At 66.4% G+C, this 16662-nt stretch carries 16 protein-coding genes; 8 read left to right on the top strand and 8 right to left on the bottom strand.

Annotation, left to right across the window (positions count from 1 at the left end):
• The first annotated feature begins 4 nt into the window (after positions 1-4).
• The 5 genes from ftsA to recN all read left to right on the top strand — a co-directional run bounded on the left by ftsA (position 5) and on the right by recN (position 6989).
• Entirely contained in the window at positions 5-1339 is a 1335-nt protein-coding gene (gene ftsA, locus CK944_RS02475) for a cell division protein FtsA (protein WP_103171449.1), read from the top strand.
• Positions 1340-1562: 223 nt separating this feature from the next.
• On the top strand, positions 1563-3158 hold the full coding sequence (gene ftsZ / locus CK944_RS02480) for a cell division protein FtsZ (RefSeq protein ID WP_103171450.1): 1596 nt from the start codon (positions 1563-1565) through the stop codon (positions 3156-3158).
• 219 nt (positions 3159-3377) lie between these two features.
• Complete coding sequence (lpxC, locus tag CK944_RS02485) at positions 3378-4307, top strand: UDP-3-O-acyl-N-acetylglucosamine deacetylase (RefSeq protein WP_103171451.1); 930 nt, start codon at positions 3378-3380, stop codon at positions 4305-4307.
• Positions 4308-4489: 182 nt separating this feature from the next.
• Positions 4490-5308 carry an outer membrane protein assembly factor BamD gene (locus CK944_RS02490; RefSeq protein ID WP_188715173.1) on the top strand — a complete coding sequence of 273 codons (819 nt, stop codon included), beginning with the start codon at positions 4490-4492 and terminating at the stop codon, positions 5306-5308.
• A gap of 34 nt (positions 5309-5342) precedes the next feature.
• Entirely contained in the window at positions 5343-6989 is a 1647-nt protein-coding gene (gene recN / locus CK944_RS02495; protein WP_103171453.1) for a DNA repair protein RecN, read from the top strand.
• A 6-nt stretch (positions 6990-6995) separates the two neighbouring features.
• On the opposite strand, the gene CK944_RS02500 is transcribed toward recN, so the two are convergent.
• From CK944_RS02500 to CK944_RS02530, 7 genes are all read right to left on the bottom strand, one after another.
• Positions 6996-7715, bottom strand: coding sequence for a sulfate/molybdate ABC transporter ATP-binding protein (locus tag CK944_RS02500; protein WP_103171454.1), 720 nt, complete (start codon positions 7713-7715; stop codon positions 6996-6998).
• Positions 7716-7727: 12 nt separating this feature from the next.
• Positions 7728-8597: a sulfate ABC transporter permease subunit CysW gene (gene cysW, locus CK944_RS02505; RefSeq protein WP_103171455.1), complete on the bottom strand. Its 870-nt coding sequence runs from the start codon at positions 8595-8597 to the stop codon at positions 7728-7730.
• Positions 8590-9429, bottom strand: a complete 840-nt coding sequence (gene cysT / locus CK944_RS02510; protein ID WP_370463856.1) for a sulfate ABC transporter permease subunit CysT — start codon at positions 9427-9429, stop codon at positions 8590-8592. Before cysT ends, cysW begins: the two co-directional genes overlap by 8 nt.
• A gap of 2 nt (positions 9430-9431) precedes the next feature.
• Positions 9432-10421, bottom strand: coding sequence for a sulfate ABC transporter substrate-binding protein (locus tag CK944_RS02515; protein ID WP_103171691.1), 990 nt, complete (start codon positions 10419-10421; stop codon positions 9432-9434).
• 26 nt (positions 10422-10447) lie between these two features.
• Complete coding sequence (locus CK944_RS02520) at positions 10448-10666, bottom strand: hypothetical protein (protein WP_103171457.1); 219 nt, start codon at positions 10664-10666, stop codon at positions 10448-10450.
• Positions 10667-10843: 177 nt separating this feature from the next.
• Positions 10844-11974: an aminotransferase class V-fold PLP-dependent enzyme gene (locus CK944_RS02525; RefSeq protein WP_103171458.1), complete on the bottom strand. Its 1131-nt coding sequence runs from the start codon at positions 11972-11974 to the stop codon at positions 10844-10846.
• A 75-nt stretch (positions 11975-12049) separates the two neighbouring features.
• Positions 12050-12592: a LysE family translocator gene (locus tag CK944_RS02530; RefSeq protein ID WP_158247937.1), complete on the bottom strand. Its 543-nt coding sequence runs from the start codon at positions 12590-12592 to the stop codon at positions 12050-12052.
• Positions 12593-12812: 220 nt separating this feature from the next.
• Here CK944_RS02530 and CK944_RS02535 point away from each other — a divergent pair, with 220 nt between their 5' ends.
• From CK944_RS02535 to CK944_RS02545, 3 genes are read left to right on the top strand one after another with little or no spacing between them, the layout of a single operon-like run.
• Positions 12813-13511 carry a type 1 glutamine amidotransferase gene (locus CK944_RS02535; protein ID WP_103171460.1) on the top strand — a complete coding sequence of 233 codons (699 nt, stop codon included), beginning with the start codon at positions 12813-12815 and terminating at the stop codon, positions 13509-13511.
• Positions 13508-14866, top strand: coding sequence for a glutamine synthetase family protein (locus CK944_RS02540; RefSeq protein WP_103171461.1), 1359 nt, complete (start codon positions 13508-13510; stop codon positions 14864-14866). The genes CK944_RS02535 and CK944_RS02540 overlap by 4 nt, the downstream gene beginning before the upstream one ends.
• Positions 14863-16170, top strand: coding sequence for an FAD-binding oxidoreductase (locus CK944_RS02545; protein WP_103171462.1), 1308 nt, complete (start codon positions 14863-14865; stop codon positions 16168-16170). The genes CK944_RS02540 and CK944_RS02545 overlap by 4 nt, the downstream gene beginning before the upstream one ends.
• Here CK944_RS02545 and CK944_RS02550 read toward each other — a convergent pair.
• On the bottom strand, positions 16167-16613 hold the full coding sequence (locus CK944_RS02550) for a TerB family tellurite resistance protein (RefSeq protein WP_103171463.1): 447 nt from the start codon (positions 16611-16613) through the stop codon (positions 16167-16169). The genes CK944_RS02545 and CK944_RS02550 overlap by 4 nt on opposite strands.
• Between the last annotated feature and the right edge of the window lie 49 nt (positions 16614-16662).

Consider the following 16662-nt stretch of genomic DNA (forward strand, 5'->3'; position numbering starts at 1 on the left):
AGCGATGGCAGAACTTTATCAAACGCAGCGGGCGATGCGGAACATCCGACGGGCCGCCCTGCAGCGCGGGGTGATCGGGATCCTGGACATCGGCACGTCCAAGATCGCCTGCCTGGTCCTGCGCTTCGACGGCACCGGCACGTTCCGCGAGACCGACGGCGTGGGGCCAATGGCGGGCCAGGTCAACTTCCGCGTGATCGGCGCGGCCTCGACCCGGTCGCGGGGGATGCGGCGCGGCGAGATCGAGGTGATGGCCGAAACCGAACGCGCCATCCGCACGGTCGTCGCGGCGGCGCAGAAGGTCGCGGGCGTGCGCGTGGATCACGTCATCGCCTGCCTGTCGGGCGGCCGTCCGGCATCCTATGGCCTTGCGGGGGAAATCACGCTGGACGCGGGCCGGGTCCAGGATCACGACGTGGCCTCGGTGCTGGCGGCCTGCGACGCGCCGGACTTCGGCCGTGGCCGCGAGGTGCTGCACGCCCAGCCGGTCAACTTTGCCGTCGATAACCGCACCGGCCTTGGCGATCCCCGCGATCACGTCGGCAACCGCCTGGCCTGCGACATGCATGTGCTGACCGTCGATGGCGACGTGATCGGCAACCTGGTCCAGTGCATCCGCCGCTGCGACCTGGAACTGGCCGGGATCGCCTCGGCCTCCTATGCCTCGGCCCGCGCGGCCCTGGTCGAGGATGAACAGGAACTGGGCGCGGCCTGCATCGACTTTGGCGGGGGCGGCACGGGCGTGTCGATTTTTGTCAAGAAACACATGATCTTCGCGGACAATGTTAAGATCGGCGGGCAACTGGTCACGCAGGACATCGCCCAGGGTTTGCGGGTTCCCCTGCCCGTGGCCGAGCGCCTCAAGACCCTCAGCGGCGGGGTCGAGGCGACCGGCCGCGATGATCGCGACATGCTGGAAATCGACGGCGGCTCGGATGACTGGGACGGGCGCCGCCGGTCGGTCAGCCGCGCCGACCTGATCGGCATCATGCGCCCCAGGGTCGAGGAAATCCTGGAAGGCGTGCGCGAGGTGCTTGACGCGGCGGGGTTCGATTCGATGCCCAGCCAGCAGATCGTGCTGACCGGCGCAGGCAGCCAGATCCCTGGCCTGGACGGCCTGGCGGCGCGCATCCTGGGTCCGAACATCCGCTGCGGACGGCCCCTGCGCATCGACGGGCTGGCGCATCAGTTCACCGATCCGGGGTTTTCCAGCGCGGTCGGACTGGCCTTGTTCGCCGCGCACCCGCAGGACGAGTGGTGGGATTTCGAGATGCCGGCGAACACCTATCCGGCTCGCAGCCTGCGCCGTGCTTACCGCTGGTTCAAGAACAACTGGTAAGCCATTGACACGGAATGTGTGGCGCCCTTGCGGCGCCACCACATCCAGAGGTATTGGCAAGATACCGCCGAAACAACCTGCGAATAACGCCAGATTTTGCGGATTTCACGCGTTTTTCCAGTGACGCAGGACCACCCGCCCGCTAGGATTGCCTTGGGACGACGAGGGATTCGACGGGCGGCAGGACATGACCCGATCGACATAGCAAAAAACAGGCGGAACCATGAACCTCAATCTGATGATGAACGATGACGACGAACTGAAGCCGCGTATCACCGTCTTCGGTGTCGGCGGCGCGGGCGGCAACGCGGTCAACAACATGATCGAGAAGAACCTCGACGGGGTCGAGTTCGTGGTCGCCAACACCGACGCGCAGGCGCTGTCCAGCTCGCGCGCGACCAATCGCATCCAGATGGGCCCCAAGGTGACCGAGGGTCTGGGCGCGGGCGCCAAGCCCATCATCGGCGCCAAGGCCGCCGAGGAAACGATCGAGGACATCGTCGATCACCTGATGGGCGCGCATATGTGCTTCATCACCGCCGGCATGGGCGGCGGCACCGGCACCGGCGCCGCCCCGATCATCGCCCAGGCCGCGCGCGAGATGGGCATCCTGACCGTCGGCGTCGTCACCAAGCCCTTCCAGTTCGAGGGCACCAAGCGGATGCGCCAGGCCGACGAGGGCATCGAGGCCCTGCACAAGGTCGTCGATACGCTGCTGATCATCCCGAACCAGAACCTGTTCCGCATCGCCAACGAAAAGACCACCTTCACCGAAGCCTTCGCCATGGCCGACGACGTGCTGTACCAGGGCGTCAAGGGCGTGACCGACCTGATGGTCAAGCCGGGCCTGATCAACCTCGACTTCGCCGACGTCCGGTCGGTCATGGACGAGATGGGCAAGGCGATGATGGGCACCGGCGAAGCCTCGGGCGAGAATCGCGCCCAGGAAGCCGCCGAACGCGCCATCGCCAACCCGCTGCTGGACGAGGTCAGCCTGAACGGCGCCAAGGGCGTGCTGATCAACATCACCGGCGGCTATGACATGACCCTGTTCGAACTGGACGAGGCCGCCAACGTCATCCGCGACAAGGTGGACAGCGACGCCAACATCATCGTCGGCTCGACGCTGGATCCCGAGATGGACGGTTCGATCCGCGTGTCCGTCGTGGCGACCGGCATCGACGCCGCCGTCGCGGCCGCCGAAGTTCCCGCCCCCCGCCGCAGCATGGCCGAACCGCTGACCCAGCATCCCTCGCTGGCCCAGAAGCCCGAGGCCGCGCCGCAGCAGGACGATCTGCCCGCCCGCCGCGTCGCCCCGCCGGTCGTGGAAACCCGGTCGGTCGCAGCCTCCGCGCCGGCCCCTGCCGCGCGGATCGAGGATGAGATGCCCGCCCCCGCCTATCAGCGGCGCGAGCCTGCCCAGCCGGCGATGCTGAACGTCAAGGAAGACGCGGGGTTCATCGCGCCCCGTGCGCCGCAGGGTGCCTCGCGCGGCCAGGCCACGCCCGAGACGCTGGAGCGTCTGCGCCGTGCGGTCGAACACAAGGGCGAACGCCAGCCACAGCCCGCGCCGCAGCCTGCCGAACCCGTTCGCACGCAAAGCCGGATGGCGGGCCTGGGCCGGATGCTGGAACGGATGGCCGGCCATTCCGACGCCTCGGCGCCGAAGCCTGCCGCGTCGTCGATTTCCGAACGCGTGAACGAACGCGTGGCCGTTCGTGCGCGTCAGCAGGAAACCGATTTCGACGATCTGGCCAGCCCCGACGCCGCCCAGGACAATGTGGAGATTCCGGCTTTCCTGCGCCGCCAGGCAAACTGACCGCGTCACATGCTTGATGCAGAAAAGGCCGCCTCGTGCGGCCTTTTTTCATGTTGCGATCAATTCTTCCCGCCCGACCTCGCCACCCGGCGCAAGCCTTTCCGGCCGAATGTTTCACGGCGTTACAATTCGTTAATTGAATGCCTGGCGCCCTGGGCCTAGGTCATCCGTTAAAGCGACGGATGATTTCGGCGCGAGACGAGAAGAAGGCAGGTTGTCATGCAGGCGACGTTGAAAACGAAGGTGGCGTTCCAGGGTGTCGGGCTTCATTCCGGTGCCCCGGCCCGGCTGGAAATCCATCCCGCGCCCGCAGGCCACGGCATCGTCTTCCGCCGCGTGGATCTGACGCCTGCCGTGGATATCCCCGCCCTGTGGGATCACGTCACGCCGTCGAAGCTGTGCACCCTGCTGGACGATGGCAAGGGCACCACGCTGTCCACGGTCGAACATGTGATGGCGGCGCTTGCGGGCACCGGCATCCACAACGCCCTGGTGACGGTGGACGGCCCCGAGGTTCCGATCCTGGACGGTTCGGCCGCGCCCTTCGTGCGGGGCATCCTGCGCGCGGGAATCGTGTTGCAGAACGCCGCCTTGCGGGCCATCCGCGTCCTGCGCCCGGTCGAGGTGCGCGAGGGTGATGCCTTTGCCCGCCTGTCCCCCGCCGACCATCTGGAGATCGACTTCGAGATCGACTTCACCGATGCCGCCATCGGCCACCAGGAAAAGCGCCTGGACATGGCCAATGGCGCCTTCCTGCGCGAACTGGCCGACAGCCGCACCTTCTGCCGTCAGGCGGATGTGGACGCGATGCGCAGGAACGGGCTGGCGCTTGGCGGCACCTATCTGAACGCGGTCGTCGTTGACGGCGCGCGCGTCCTGTCGCCGGGCGGCTTGCGCCACTCGGACGAAGCCGTGCGCCACAAGATGCTGGACGCCATGGGCGACCTGGCGCTTGCCGGGGCGCCGCTGCTGGCGCGCTATACCGGGCATCGGGCGGGTCACGCGATGACCAACCGCCTGCTGCGCGCATTGTTCGCCGATCCTGCCGCCTGGACCTGGGAAACCTGTTCGCCGGCCCTGGAAAACCGCCTGCCGGGCGCGGGTGTCGCGGCCTATGACCTGGCGGCGACGACCTGGGCGGCCGCCTGAGCGCGGCCTTCCCCGACGTCAGGCAGCGGCAGAATTCACAGGCAAAATTCAACGGATTGCCATTTTGCGCCCTCTGATGTTCTGTGCTAGAGGGTCCGGGCAGCGTGGCCGGGACGGGGCTGCTGCAAGGAAGAAGTCTTAGGCAGGTGACGATGGCGCGCTCGAAATTCTCGGCTTCCGTGATGGCGGCGATTCTGGCGGGTCTGGTGCTGACGGGGTGCGACAGGGGTGGTGGCTCGGGCGAGCGGCAGAACCTGGACCGCTTCACCGCCGAGGAAATCTACAAGCGCGGCGAATTCGAGCTGGAAAACAGCCGCAAGCCCGAAGACGCCGTCTTCTATTTCAGCGAGGTCGAGCGGCTTTACCCCTATTCCGAATGGGCCAAGCGTGCGCTGATCATGCAGGCCTATTCCAACCACCGCGCCCAGAACTATGAGGAAGCGCGGGGCGCGGCGCAGCGTTTCATCGACACCTATCCGGGTGACGAGGACGCGGCCTATGCGCAATATCTGCTGGCGCTGTCCTATTACGACCAGATCGACGAGGTCGGGCGCGACCAGGGCCTGACGTTCCAGGCGCTGCAATCGCTGCGCAGCGTGATCGAACAGTATCCCGACAGCGAATATGCCCGCAGCGCGATCCTGAAATTCGACTTGGCCTTCGACCATCTGGCGGCCAAGGAAATGGAGATCGGGCGCTATTACCTCAAGCGCGGGCACTATGCCGCATCCATCAACCGCTTCCGCGTCGTGGTCGAGGAGTTCCAGACCACGACCCAGACGCCCGAGGCGCTGCTGCGGCTGGTCGAGGCTTATCTGGCGCTTGGTCTGACGGACGAGGCGCAGACGGCCGGGGCGATTCTGGGCTATAACTTCCAGTCCTCGCCCTTCTACCAGGATGCCTATGGCCAGTTGCGCGGCCGGGGGCTGGCGCCCGAGGCGCGGGGCGACAACTGGCTGACGAATGTCTATCGCCAGATGATCCAGGGCCGGTGGCTTTGAGTTAGGGTGCAAACCGCCCTGCAAGGATAAACCGATGCTGAGATCGCTGGACATCCGCAACATGCTGCTGATCGACCGGCTGGATCTGGCCTTTGGTCCGGGCCTGAACGTGCTGACCGGGGAAACCGGCGCCGGCAAGTCGATCCTGCTGGACTGCCTGGGCTTCGTCCTGGGCTGGCGCGGCCGGGCCGACCTGGTGCGCCAGGGCGCCCAGCAGGGCGAGGTGACGGCGGTCTTCGACCTGCCCGCAGGCCATCCGGCCCGCGCCGTTCTGGCGGATGCGGGGATCGAGCTTGAGGACGACGATCTGATCCTGCGCCGGGTGAACGGGGGTGACGGGCGCAAGACCGGCTATGTCAACGACCGCCGCGTCTCGGGCGAGGTATTGCGGCAGTTGTCGGAAACGCTGGTCGAACTGCACGGGCAGCACGACGACCGGGGCCTGCTGAACCCGCGCGGCCATCGGGCGCTGCTTGACGCTTTCGGCGCCATCGACCTTGCCCCGTTGCGCGATGCCTGGGCCGCACGCCGCACGGCGCGGCGCGACCTGGATGGGGCCGAGGCACGCCTGACCGCCGCCCGCGCCGAGGAGGATTTCCTGCGCCACGCGGTCGCCGAATTGGACGACCTGATGCCCGAGGCGGGCGAGGAGGCGACGCTGGACACCCGCCGCCGCGCCATGCAGGGCGCGATCCGCATCCGCGAGGATGTCGCGCGCGCCTTGAAGATGCTGGGCGGCGAGGGGGCCGAGGGCGCGATGCTGGACGCGACCCGCTGGCTGGAAGGCGCGTCCGACCGCGCCGAGGGGCGGCTGGACGAACCACTGGCCGCGCTGTCCCGCGCGCTTGTCGAACTGGGCGAGGCCCATCGCGGGGTCGAGGATGCCTTGTCCGCGCTTGACGTGGATCCCGCCCAGCTTGAAGCGACCGAGGAACGCCTGTTTGCCCTGCGCGCCCTTGCCCGCAAGCACAATGTCCTGGCAGACGACCTGGCCGGGCTGGCGGATGAATTGCGCGGCCGCCTGGGTCAGATCGACGCCGGAGAGGCCCAGATCGCCGCCCTGCGCCGGCAGGTCGAAGATGCCGAGGCCCGATATGACGCCGAAGCCGAGGAGGTGACGCGCGCGCGCATCGAAGCCGCCATTGCGCTGGATCGTGCCGTCACCGCCGAACTGGCGCCCTTGAAGATGGAACGCGCAGTCTTCCAGACGCTCGTGACGCCGGGCGAACCCGGCCCCGACGGGCGCGACGACGTGGCCTTTACCGTGGCGACCAATCCCGGCGCGCCGGCCGGCGCCTTGGACAAGATCGCCTCGGGCGGGGAATTGTCGCGCTTCCTGCTGGCGCTGAAGGTCTGTCTGGCGCGCGGCAACGACGCGCTTGTACTGATCTTCGACGAGATCGACCGGGGCGTGGGCGGGGCGACCGCCGATGCCGTGGGCCGCCGCCTCAAGCGGCTGTCCGACGATGCGCAGGTTCTGGTCGTCACCCATTCGCCGCAGGTTGCGGCGCTTGGGGCGAACCATTTCCGGGTGTCGAAGTCGGTGCATGACGACATGACGACATCCACCGTGGCGGCGCTGTCGCCGCCCGAACGGGTCGAGGAGATCGCCCGGATGCTGTCGGGCGACCGGATCACCGATGCCGCCACGGGGGCGGCAAAGGCCTTGCTGCAGGGCTGACGCCGATCAGGCGCTGATGAAGTCGCGCACGAATTCGGTGGCGGGCTTGCTGCGGATGTCTTGCGGGCGGCCGATCTGTTCGATCCGGCCCATCGACATCACCACCACCAGGTCGGCCAGTTCCATCGCCTCGTCCTGGTCATGGGTCACGAAAACCGTGGTCAACCCGGTTTCGTCATGGATGTCGCGCAAGCCCTGGCGCAGTTCCTTGCGGACCTTGGCGTCAAGCGCGCCGAAGGGTTCGTCAAGAAGCAGCATCCGGGGTTCGATTGCCAGCGCGCGGGCCAGGGCCACGCGCTGACGCTGCCCGCCCGACAGCTGCGTCGGATAGCGGCCCGCGATGTCGGGCAGTTGGATCAGGTCCAGCAGCTTGGTGACGCGGCGGGTGATCTCGGCCTTGGGGGGACGCTGGCCGCGCGGGCGGGCGCGCAGGCCATAGGCGATGTTGTCGAAGACCGTCATGTGCCGGAACAACGCATAGCTTTGGAAGACAAAGCCCGCGCGGCGTTCCTGCACCGTCATGCCGGTCGCGTCCTGTCCGTTGAAAAGCACCCGCCCCGAGGTCGGGAATTCCAGCCCCCCCAGGATCCGCAACAGCGTGGTCTTGCCCGAACCCGACGGCCCCAGCAGCGCCACAAGCGCGCCCGAGGGAATGTTCAGCGACACGGGGCGCAGCGCGGTGGTGGCGCCGAAGGTCTTGGCGATTTCGTCGATGTCGATATGCATGGACGGTTCCCCTTAATGGCGGCGGGTGGCGGCAAGCTGGTCGGCGTGACGCAGCTCGAGGATGGTTTTCAGAAGCAGGGTGACAAGCGCAAGCGCGGTCAGCAGCGCGGCCATGCTGAAGGCCGCGACGGACAGGTATTCGTTGTACAGCATCTCGATGGTGATCGGCATGGTCGCGGTCTGGCCGCGGATTTTGCCCGACACGACCGCGACCGCGCCGAATTCGCCCATGGCGCGTGCGGTGCACAGCAGTGTGCCGTAAAGCAGCGCCCAGCGGATATTGGGCAGCGTCACCGACCAGAAGGTCCGCCAGCCCGACGCGCCAAGCGTCAGTGAAGCCTCTTCCTCGGCGCGGCCCTGCTCGATCATCACCGGGATCAGTTCGCGGGCGACAAAGGGGAAGGTCACGAAGATCGTCGCCAGCACGATGCCGGGGATGGCGAAGACGATGGGCCAGCCATGGGCGACCAGCCAGCCGCCGATGGCGGAATTGGCGCCGAACAGCAGGACGATGCACAGGCCCGCCACGACCGGGCTGACGCTGAAGGGCAGGTCAATCAGCGTGATCAGGAAGGCCTTGCCGCGAAAGTCGAACTTGGTGATGAACCAGGCGGCCGCGATGCCGAAGGCGGCGTTTGCAGGCACGGCGATGGCGGTGATCAGCAGCGTCAACTGGATCGCGGATCGCGCGTCGCGGTTGCCAAGGGACTGGATCGCGGCGGACCATCCCTGCTTCAGCGCCTCGGCGAAGACCACCGCCAGGGGGGCGAAGACCAGGACGGCCAGGCCCGCGACAGCGATGCCGATCAGGGCGATGCGCAGCAGCGGGGCCTCGTCGGTCGCCGCGCGGAAGGCGGGGCGGGGCAGGGCGGTATCAGACATGGCCCATCTTCCTTCGGCTGACGATCTGGATCAGGTTGATCGCCAGCAGCATCGCGAAAGAGATCACCAGCATGGCGATGCCGATGGCGGCTGCGGCGTCATAGTTGAATTCCTCAAGCTGGATCACGATCAGCAGGGGCGCGATCTCCGTGCGCAGGGGGATGTTGCCCGCGATGAAGATGACCGATCCGTATTCGCCGACAGCGCGGGCCAGCGACAGGGCAAAGCCCGTCAGCGCGGCGGGCATCAGCATCGGCAGGATCACATGGCGCAGCGTATGCAGGCGCGAGGCGCCGAGGGTGGCCGAGGCCTCCTCGACCTCCTGCTCGATCTCCTCGATCACCGGCTGGACGGTGCGTGTCACGAAGGGCAGGCCCACGAAGACCAGGGCGATGAAGATGCCAACTTGGGTATAGGCGATCTTCAGGCCAACTGCCTGCGCAAGGCTGCCGAACGCCCCGTTCGGCGCGTAAAGCGCGGTCAGCGCGATCCCCGCCACGGCGGTCGGCAGGGCGAAGGGCAGGTCCACCGCCGCATCCAGCAGCCGCTTGCCCGGAAAGCGATAGCGCACCAGCACCCAGGCCAGCAGCACGCCGAAGACCAGGTTGAACAGGGCCGCCAGCAGGGACAGCTTGAAGGACAGGTAAAGCGAGGCCGTCACCCGTTCTCGTCCCACGACTTCCAGCACGTTCGTCAGGCCGAAACTGGCGCCCTTCAGAAGAAGGGCGCCGATCGGCAACAGGACGACGATGGACAGCATCGTCAGGGTGATGCCCGCCGACAGGGAAAGGCCGGGCATCGCCGTCTTGTGGACCAGGGGTCGCGCGGTCATGGTCATTTCGCCGTATAGATCTGGTCGAAGATCCCGCCGTCACCGAAATGTTCGGGCTGCACCTTCTTCCAGCCGCCGAAATCCTCGATGCTGACCAAATCCAGCTTGGGGAAGCGGGCCACATCCTCGGGGGCGACGGCGCTGTCGTCCCAGGCGCGGTAGAAGTGCTTGAAGGCAAGCGCCTGGCCTTCGGGGGAATACAGGAAGTCCAGATAGGCCGTAGCCAGTTCCCGCTGTGCGTCATTGGCGATGTTGCCTTCGACGATGGCGACCGGCGGCTCGGCCAGAACGCTGACGGAGGGCACGACGATGTCGAACTGATCCTCGCCGATTTCCTTCAGCGCCAGATAGGCCTCGTTCTCCCAGGCCAGCAGCACGTCGCCGATACCGCGTTGCGCGAAGGTGGTGGTCGAACCGCGCGCGCCGGTGTCCAGCACGGGCACATGGGTGTAAAGATCGCCCACGAAAGCCTGCGGATCCTGGCCGTTCTTTTCGGCCCAGGCCCAGGCGGCAAGATAGTTCCAGCGCGCGCCGCCCGAGGTCTTGGGGTTCGGCGTGATCACCTCGACCCCGTCTTTGACCAGGTCGCCCCAGTCCTGGATGCCCTTGGGGTTCCCCTCGCGCACCAGGAAGACGATGGTCGAGGTATAGGGGCTGGAATTATGCGGCAGTTTCGACTGCCAGTCGGCGGGCAGCTTGCCGGCCTCGGCGATGCGGTCGATGTCGGATGCCAGAGCCAGCGTCACCACCTGGGCGTTCAGCCCGTCGATGACCGCGCGGGCCTGCGCGCCCGACCCGCCGTGGCTGGTCTCAATGGTCGGCGCCTCGTGCCCTTCGGCTGCCCATTTTTCGGCGAATGCCGCGTTCACGTCGCGATACAACTCTCGCGTCGGGTCATAGCTGACGTTCAGCAGCGTTTCGGCATGGGCCGGGGCCGCGATGGCCAGGGCCAGCATCAGGGCGCCAAGGCGGCCCGATTTCGACTTCAACATGAAACCGTCTCCCAGGAATTCTGTCGTCATTGCGTGGCGCGGGTGAAAAGCGGCTCGATCCGCGCTTCCCACAGTTCAGGATCGCGGCCTTCCAGCATGGAGGCGGCCGCGGCATGGGGTTCCTGGCTCAGCGCCAGAAGGGGTGCGCCGTTCAGGCGGTGGACCTGGCCGGTGCGCCGGTCGATCAGCCGGACCGAATAAAGCGGGCGGGCCTTTGCGTCGATGTTCCGACCCTGGATCGTCATGGCCGTCTTCTCCTGTGACTCGCTGCCTTCTATGACACAAATAACGACAGGGAAAGTCGTCTTTAGCAAGAGCAAAGACGTTTCGAAAATGATGGGGGCCAGAGAAGATCATTCTCCGGCCCCCAAAATGCAAAAAGCCCGCCCCGAAGGGGCGGGCCTGTCGTTCTTTCCGCCGGTTCAGGCTGGCATCACCTTGTCCATCACCGCCCGCAGCCGGGCCACGGTGCCGTCCACGTCCTTCAGCTTGTCCAGCCCGAACAGGCCCAGCCGGAAGGTCGAGAAGGCGTCCCCCTCGTTCACGGCCAGGGGAACCCCGGCCGCGATCTGCATCCCCTGGGCCGCGAATTTCTTGCCGGTCTTGATGTCGGGGTCGTCGGTATAGCTGACCACCACCCCCGGCGCGGCAAAGCCGGACGCGGCCACCGACCGGACGCCCCGCTGGGCCAGCATGTCGCGCACCGCGTTGCCCAGCCGCCATTGCGCGTCGCGGGCGGCGTCAAATCCCATGGCGCGCGTTTCCTCCATCGCGTCGCGCAGGCCCAGCAGGGCATCGGTCGGCATGGTCGCGTGATAGGCGTGGCCGCCATTTTCATAGGCGGCCATGATCGCGCGCCATTTCTTCAGGTCCAGCGCGAAGCTGTTGCTGTCGGTCGCCGCCAGCCGTTCCGCCCCGCGTTCCGACAGCATCACCAGACCAGCGGCGGGCGAAGCCGACCACCCCTTCTGCGGGGCCGAGATCAGCACGTCCACGCCGGTTGCCTTCATGTCCACCCAGATGGCGCCGGACGCGATGCAGTCCAGCACCATCAGCGCGCCGACCTCATGCGCGGCGTCCGACAGCGCCCGGATGTAATCGTCGGGCAGGATCAACCCGGCCGAGGTTTCGACATGGGGCGCAAAGACCGCGTCGGGCCGCGCCTCGCGGATCTTCGCCACGACTTCCTCGATCGGCGGGGGCGCATAGGCGGGCTGCGGCTCGTTCCCGGCGGGGCGGGCCATCACCACCGTCGTCTCGCGCGCGAAGCCGCCCATGTCGAAGATCTGGCTCCAGCGAAAGCTGAACCAGCCGTTGCGGACGATCAGCGCGTGGCCGGTGCCGAACTGGCGGGCGACGGCCTCCATCGCATAGGTGCCGCCGCCGGGCACGATGGCGACCTCGGCCGCGCCGTAAACTTCGGCCAGGGTCGCGGACAGGTCGCGCATCACCTGCTGGAACCGCTGCGACATGTGGTTCAGCGACCGGTCGGTGAACACGACCGAGAATTCGTCAAGCCCGTTCGGGTCGATGTCGGGGTGAAGATGGGGCATCGCGCTCTCCTGTCCAAGCCGGGGGCAGCGTAGCCTGTGCCGCCCCGGGCCGCCAGACCGCCAAAGGACGCAGGTTCAGCCGGGGACGATTGCGCTTGTCCCGATCAGGATCAGCGCCCCTGCCGTGACGTAACGCATCAGCCGCGCCGTTCCCAGGGTCCGGCCGCGCATCGCGGTCGAGAACAGGATGGCCAGCGACGAATACCAGATCAGGCTTTGAAGGATAATCAGCCCGAATATGCGGGCATAGAAATGATCCGGCGCGGATGCGGGAACTGCCGCCAGAAATGTTCCGAACCAGAAGGCAATGGCGAAGGGATTGGTCAGCGCCGTCAGAAGCCCGACCAGGAAGGGCTGGCCCTTGATGACCGACGCCTTGGGGATGGCGGGCGCAGTCAGGATCCGCAGGCCGATCCAGATCAGATAAAGCGCCCCCACCACCCGAAGACCCAGGAAAAGGTAGTGATTCCGAGCAATTACCGCCCCTGCGCCAAGGATCGCGATGCCGGCCAGAAGGCCGGTTGCCACGACTACCCCGACCGCCACGGACAGCCCGTCGCGTTGTGATCCGGTACTTGCGACCGAACATATCGCAAGGGTGTTGGGACCGGGCGTCATTGCCACGGCAAGATGCAAACCCACAATGGTAAATATATTGGCAAAAGGGTCCATTTTAATACCCGAAAATAATGCCTCATTATAAATAAAAGCGCCATTATTTTATATTGATATTTATTTCGTCATAATCGGGGGTTGTTTCAAATATGCGAAAGGCCCCCTTGCGGCCCCCCCGTTCCGGCGACTACCTTGCCGCCGACAGCAGCATCGCAGGGACTTCATGCGCATCGGCATTCTTCAATGCGGCCAGGCGCCCGCCGAATTGAAACAGGACATGGGCGATTATCCCGACATGTTCGTCCGGCTTCTGGACGGACGGGGCTTCCAGTTCCGCACCTGGCATGTCGAGGAGATGGAGTTTCCCGAAAGCGTCCTCGACCAGGACGGCTGGCTGCTGACCGGGTCGCGTCACGGCGCCTATGAGGATCATCCCTTCATTGCGCCCCTGGAACGGTTCATCCGCGACGCCTATGACGCCGCCGTTCCCATGGTCGGCATCTGCTTCGGTCACCAGATCATCGCGCAGGCGCTTGGCGGCACGGTGGTCAAGCATCAGGGCGGCTGGTCGGTAGGCACGCAGGATTACGATTTCGGCGGCGAGACGCTGCGGCTGAACGCCTGGCACCAGGATCAGGTGGTGGTGCTGCCCAAGGACGCGCAGGTCGCGGGACGCAGCGAATTCTGCGAAAACGCCGCGCTGATCTATGGCGACCGGGCCTTCACGGTGCAGGCGCATCCCGAGTTTACCGACGACTTCATCAAGGGGCTGATGGACAAGCGCGGCAAGGGCCGCGTGCCCCAGGACCTGATGGACCGCGCGACCGGCCGCATGGGCGAAGCCAAGGGTTCGGACGCCGTCGCCGAACGGATCGAGGCCTTCTTCAAGCAGCCCCGCGCCATCAGCAGGGGTGCCGCATGAGCGACTGGATCGACAGACTGCCGCAGGCCGCCCGCGACTTCGTGGCCGGACGCCGCCTGGACGAGGTTGAATGCATCCTGGCCGACATCGCGGGCGTCGCGCGCGGCAAGGCCATGCCTGCGTCGAAATTCGCGCGGCAGGACAAGTTCTATCTGCCAAATTCCATCTTCCTGCAGACGATCACGGGGGAATGGGCCGACAATCCGGCAGGGGCCTTCACCGAACCCGACATGATCCTGACCCCGGATTTCACCACCGCGACCGCCGCGCCCTGGACGGCCGACTGGACGCTGCAGGTGATCCACGACGCCTATGACCAGCAGGGCAATCCAGTGCCCATCGCGCCGCGCAACGTGCTGAAGCGGGTGGTGAACCTGTACCGCCAGCGGGGCTGGAAGCCGGTTGTCGCGCCCGAGATGGAGTTCTTCCTGGTCGCCCGCAACATCGACCCGAACCAGCCCATCATCCCGCCGATGGGCCGGACAGGCAGGCGGGCTGCGGCCAAGCAGGCCTATTCCATGTCCGCCGTGGACGAATACGGCAAGGTCATCGACGACATCTATGACTTCGCCGAGGCCCAGGGATTCGAGATCGACGGCATCCTTCAGGAAGGCGGCGCGGGGCAGGTGGAAATCAACCTGAACCACGGCGATCCTGTGGCGCTGGCGGACGAGATCTTCTATTTCAAGCGCCTGATCCGAGAGGCCGCGTTGCGCCACGATTGCTTCGCCACCTTCATGGCCAAGCCCATCGAGGGCGAACCGGGCAGCGCCATGCATATCCACCACTCGGTGGTGGATCTGGCGACGGGGCGCAACATCTTCTCGGACCACAAGGGGGGCGAGACGCCCGAGTTCCTGCATTTCATCGCCGGGATGCAGAAGCACCTGCCCGCCGCCGTGGCGTTGCTGGCGCCCTATGTGAACAGCTATCGCCGATACGTCCCGGACTTCGCCGCGCCTATCAACCTGGAATGGGGCCGCGACAACCGCACGACCGGCCTGCGCGTCCCGATCTCGTCGCCCGAGGCGCGGCGGGTGGAAAACCGGCTGGCGGGGATGGACTGCAACCCCTACCTGGGCATCGCGGCCAGCCTGGCCTGCGGATACCTGGGCCTGGTCGAGGCGGAAAATCCGCGCGGGGAATGCCTGGGCGATGCCTACATGTCGTCGCAGGACGAACTGCCCTATAACCTGGGCGATGCCTTGGACATCATGTCCGAGGACGCGCCCATGCGCGGCGTCCTGGGCGAGGATTTCACCGCCGTTTACGAATCCGTCAAGCGCAACGAATACAAGGAGTTCCTGCAGGTCATCAGCCCCTGGGAACGCGAACACCTGCTGCTGAACGTATGAAGCTGCTTTATGCCAACGACCGGCGCGGGGAATATCCGCCAAGCGTCTATGCCGACACCTGCACGGCCCTTGACCGCCAGCCCGCGCTGAAGGGAGAAACGCGCGCCGATGTCGCGGTGGTGGGCGGGGGCTATACCGGGCTGTCGGCGGCGCTGCATCTGGCGCGGGTGGGGCGCGACGTGGTTCTGGTCGATGCGCATCGGGTGGGCTTTGGCGCATCGGGGCGCAATGGCGGCCAGATCGGATCGGGCCAGAGGCAGGAAGTGGACTGGCTGGAAAGCCGGTTTGGCCGCGACACCGCCCGCCGCCTGTGGGTGTTGGCCGAGGATGCCAAGGCCCTGGTCCGGTCCCTGGCTGGGGAAGCGGATGTGCCGATCCGCGACGGCGTGGCCCATGCCTGCCGCAGCGCGGCCGAGGTCGATCATGCCGCCTGGATGGCCGCGCATCTTGCGGCGCATTACGACTATGACAAGGTCCAGCCGCTGGACCGCGACGGCATGGTCGCGCAACTGGGCAGCAAGGCCTATGCCGGCGGGGACGTGGACTGGGGCGCGGGACATGTCCAGCCCCTGAACCTTGCGCTTGGCATGGCGCGACTTGCGATGGCGGCGGGCGTGCGCATCCACGAGGGAACGCATGTCCACCGGATCGAACACGGAACCGCCACCAGCAAAAGCCGCGTGCTGTGCGACACGGGCCGGATCGTCTGCGATCACGTCATCCTGGCGGGCAACGGCTATCAGGGCCGCCTGGACGGGCGTGTGGCCGCGCGGGTCATGCCGATCAACAACTATATCGTTGCGACCGAACCCCTGGACCGCGACTTCCCCGAGATCCTGCCCCGGAACATCGCCGCCGCCGACACCAAGTTCGTGGTCAATTACTGGCGGCTGGACGACGACCGTCGCCTGATCTTCGGCGGGGGCGAGACTGTCCGGTATCGTTTCCCCAAGGACATCGCGGCCCTTGTGCGCCCGCATCTTCTGTCGGTCTATCCGCAACTGCGGCATGTTCGGATCACCCATGCCTGGGGCGGCACGCTGGCGATCACCATGAACCGGATGCCGCATTTCGCCCGGCCCGCGCCGAACTGCCTGTCGGCGGGCGGCTATTCCGGTCATGGGGTTGCCCTGGCGACGCTTGCGGGAAAGCTGATGGCCGATGCCGTGGCGGGACAATCCGACGGTTTCGACGCGATGGCCGCCATCCCGTCCCGACCATTCCCCGGCGGGTCGATGCTGCGCAGCCCGCTTCTGGTGGCAGGGATGGCCTGGTATGGGCTGCGCGACCGGCTGGGGTTCTAGCGCCCGCCCACGACCCTTTGGCGCTGCATGGCGGATTCGCGGTCGGTGACGCCCAGAAGGCTGGCCACCAGCCGGATCGCCGTTTCCTCGTGCGGGGTGCGGTGATTGTCCGCCAGCGAGACGTCCCACATCGCGCCGATGATGGCGACCCTATCCTCCAGCGGCACGCGATCCTTGATCAGCCGCGTGAAGCGCACGGTGTCGGGGGCCTCGGCCTCGATCATCTCGGCTGCGGCGCGGCGTTCGGCAGCCTCGGACGGGCCAAGGCCATGAAGTTGGGCCAGCACCTGGTCGATGCGCTTCCGTTCCGTCGCGTGGTAATGATCGTCCGCACGCGCCACCCTGACCAGAAGGGCAGCCACCGCGATTTCGGCATCGTCCGCAGCCAGGGGGCGCGGATCGATATCTTCCGTGAAAAGGCGGTTCAGCATATTTCGGAACATGCCTTCATCTTACGGGGATATCCGCGCAGTTCAAGAATTAAGGGTAAAA

It is taken from the genome of Paracoccus sp. SY (assembly GCF_002901215.1).
Lineage (GTDB): Bacteria > Pseudomonadota > Alphaproteobacteria > Rhodobacterales > Rhodobacteraceae > Paracoccus > Paracoccus acridae.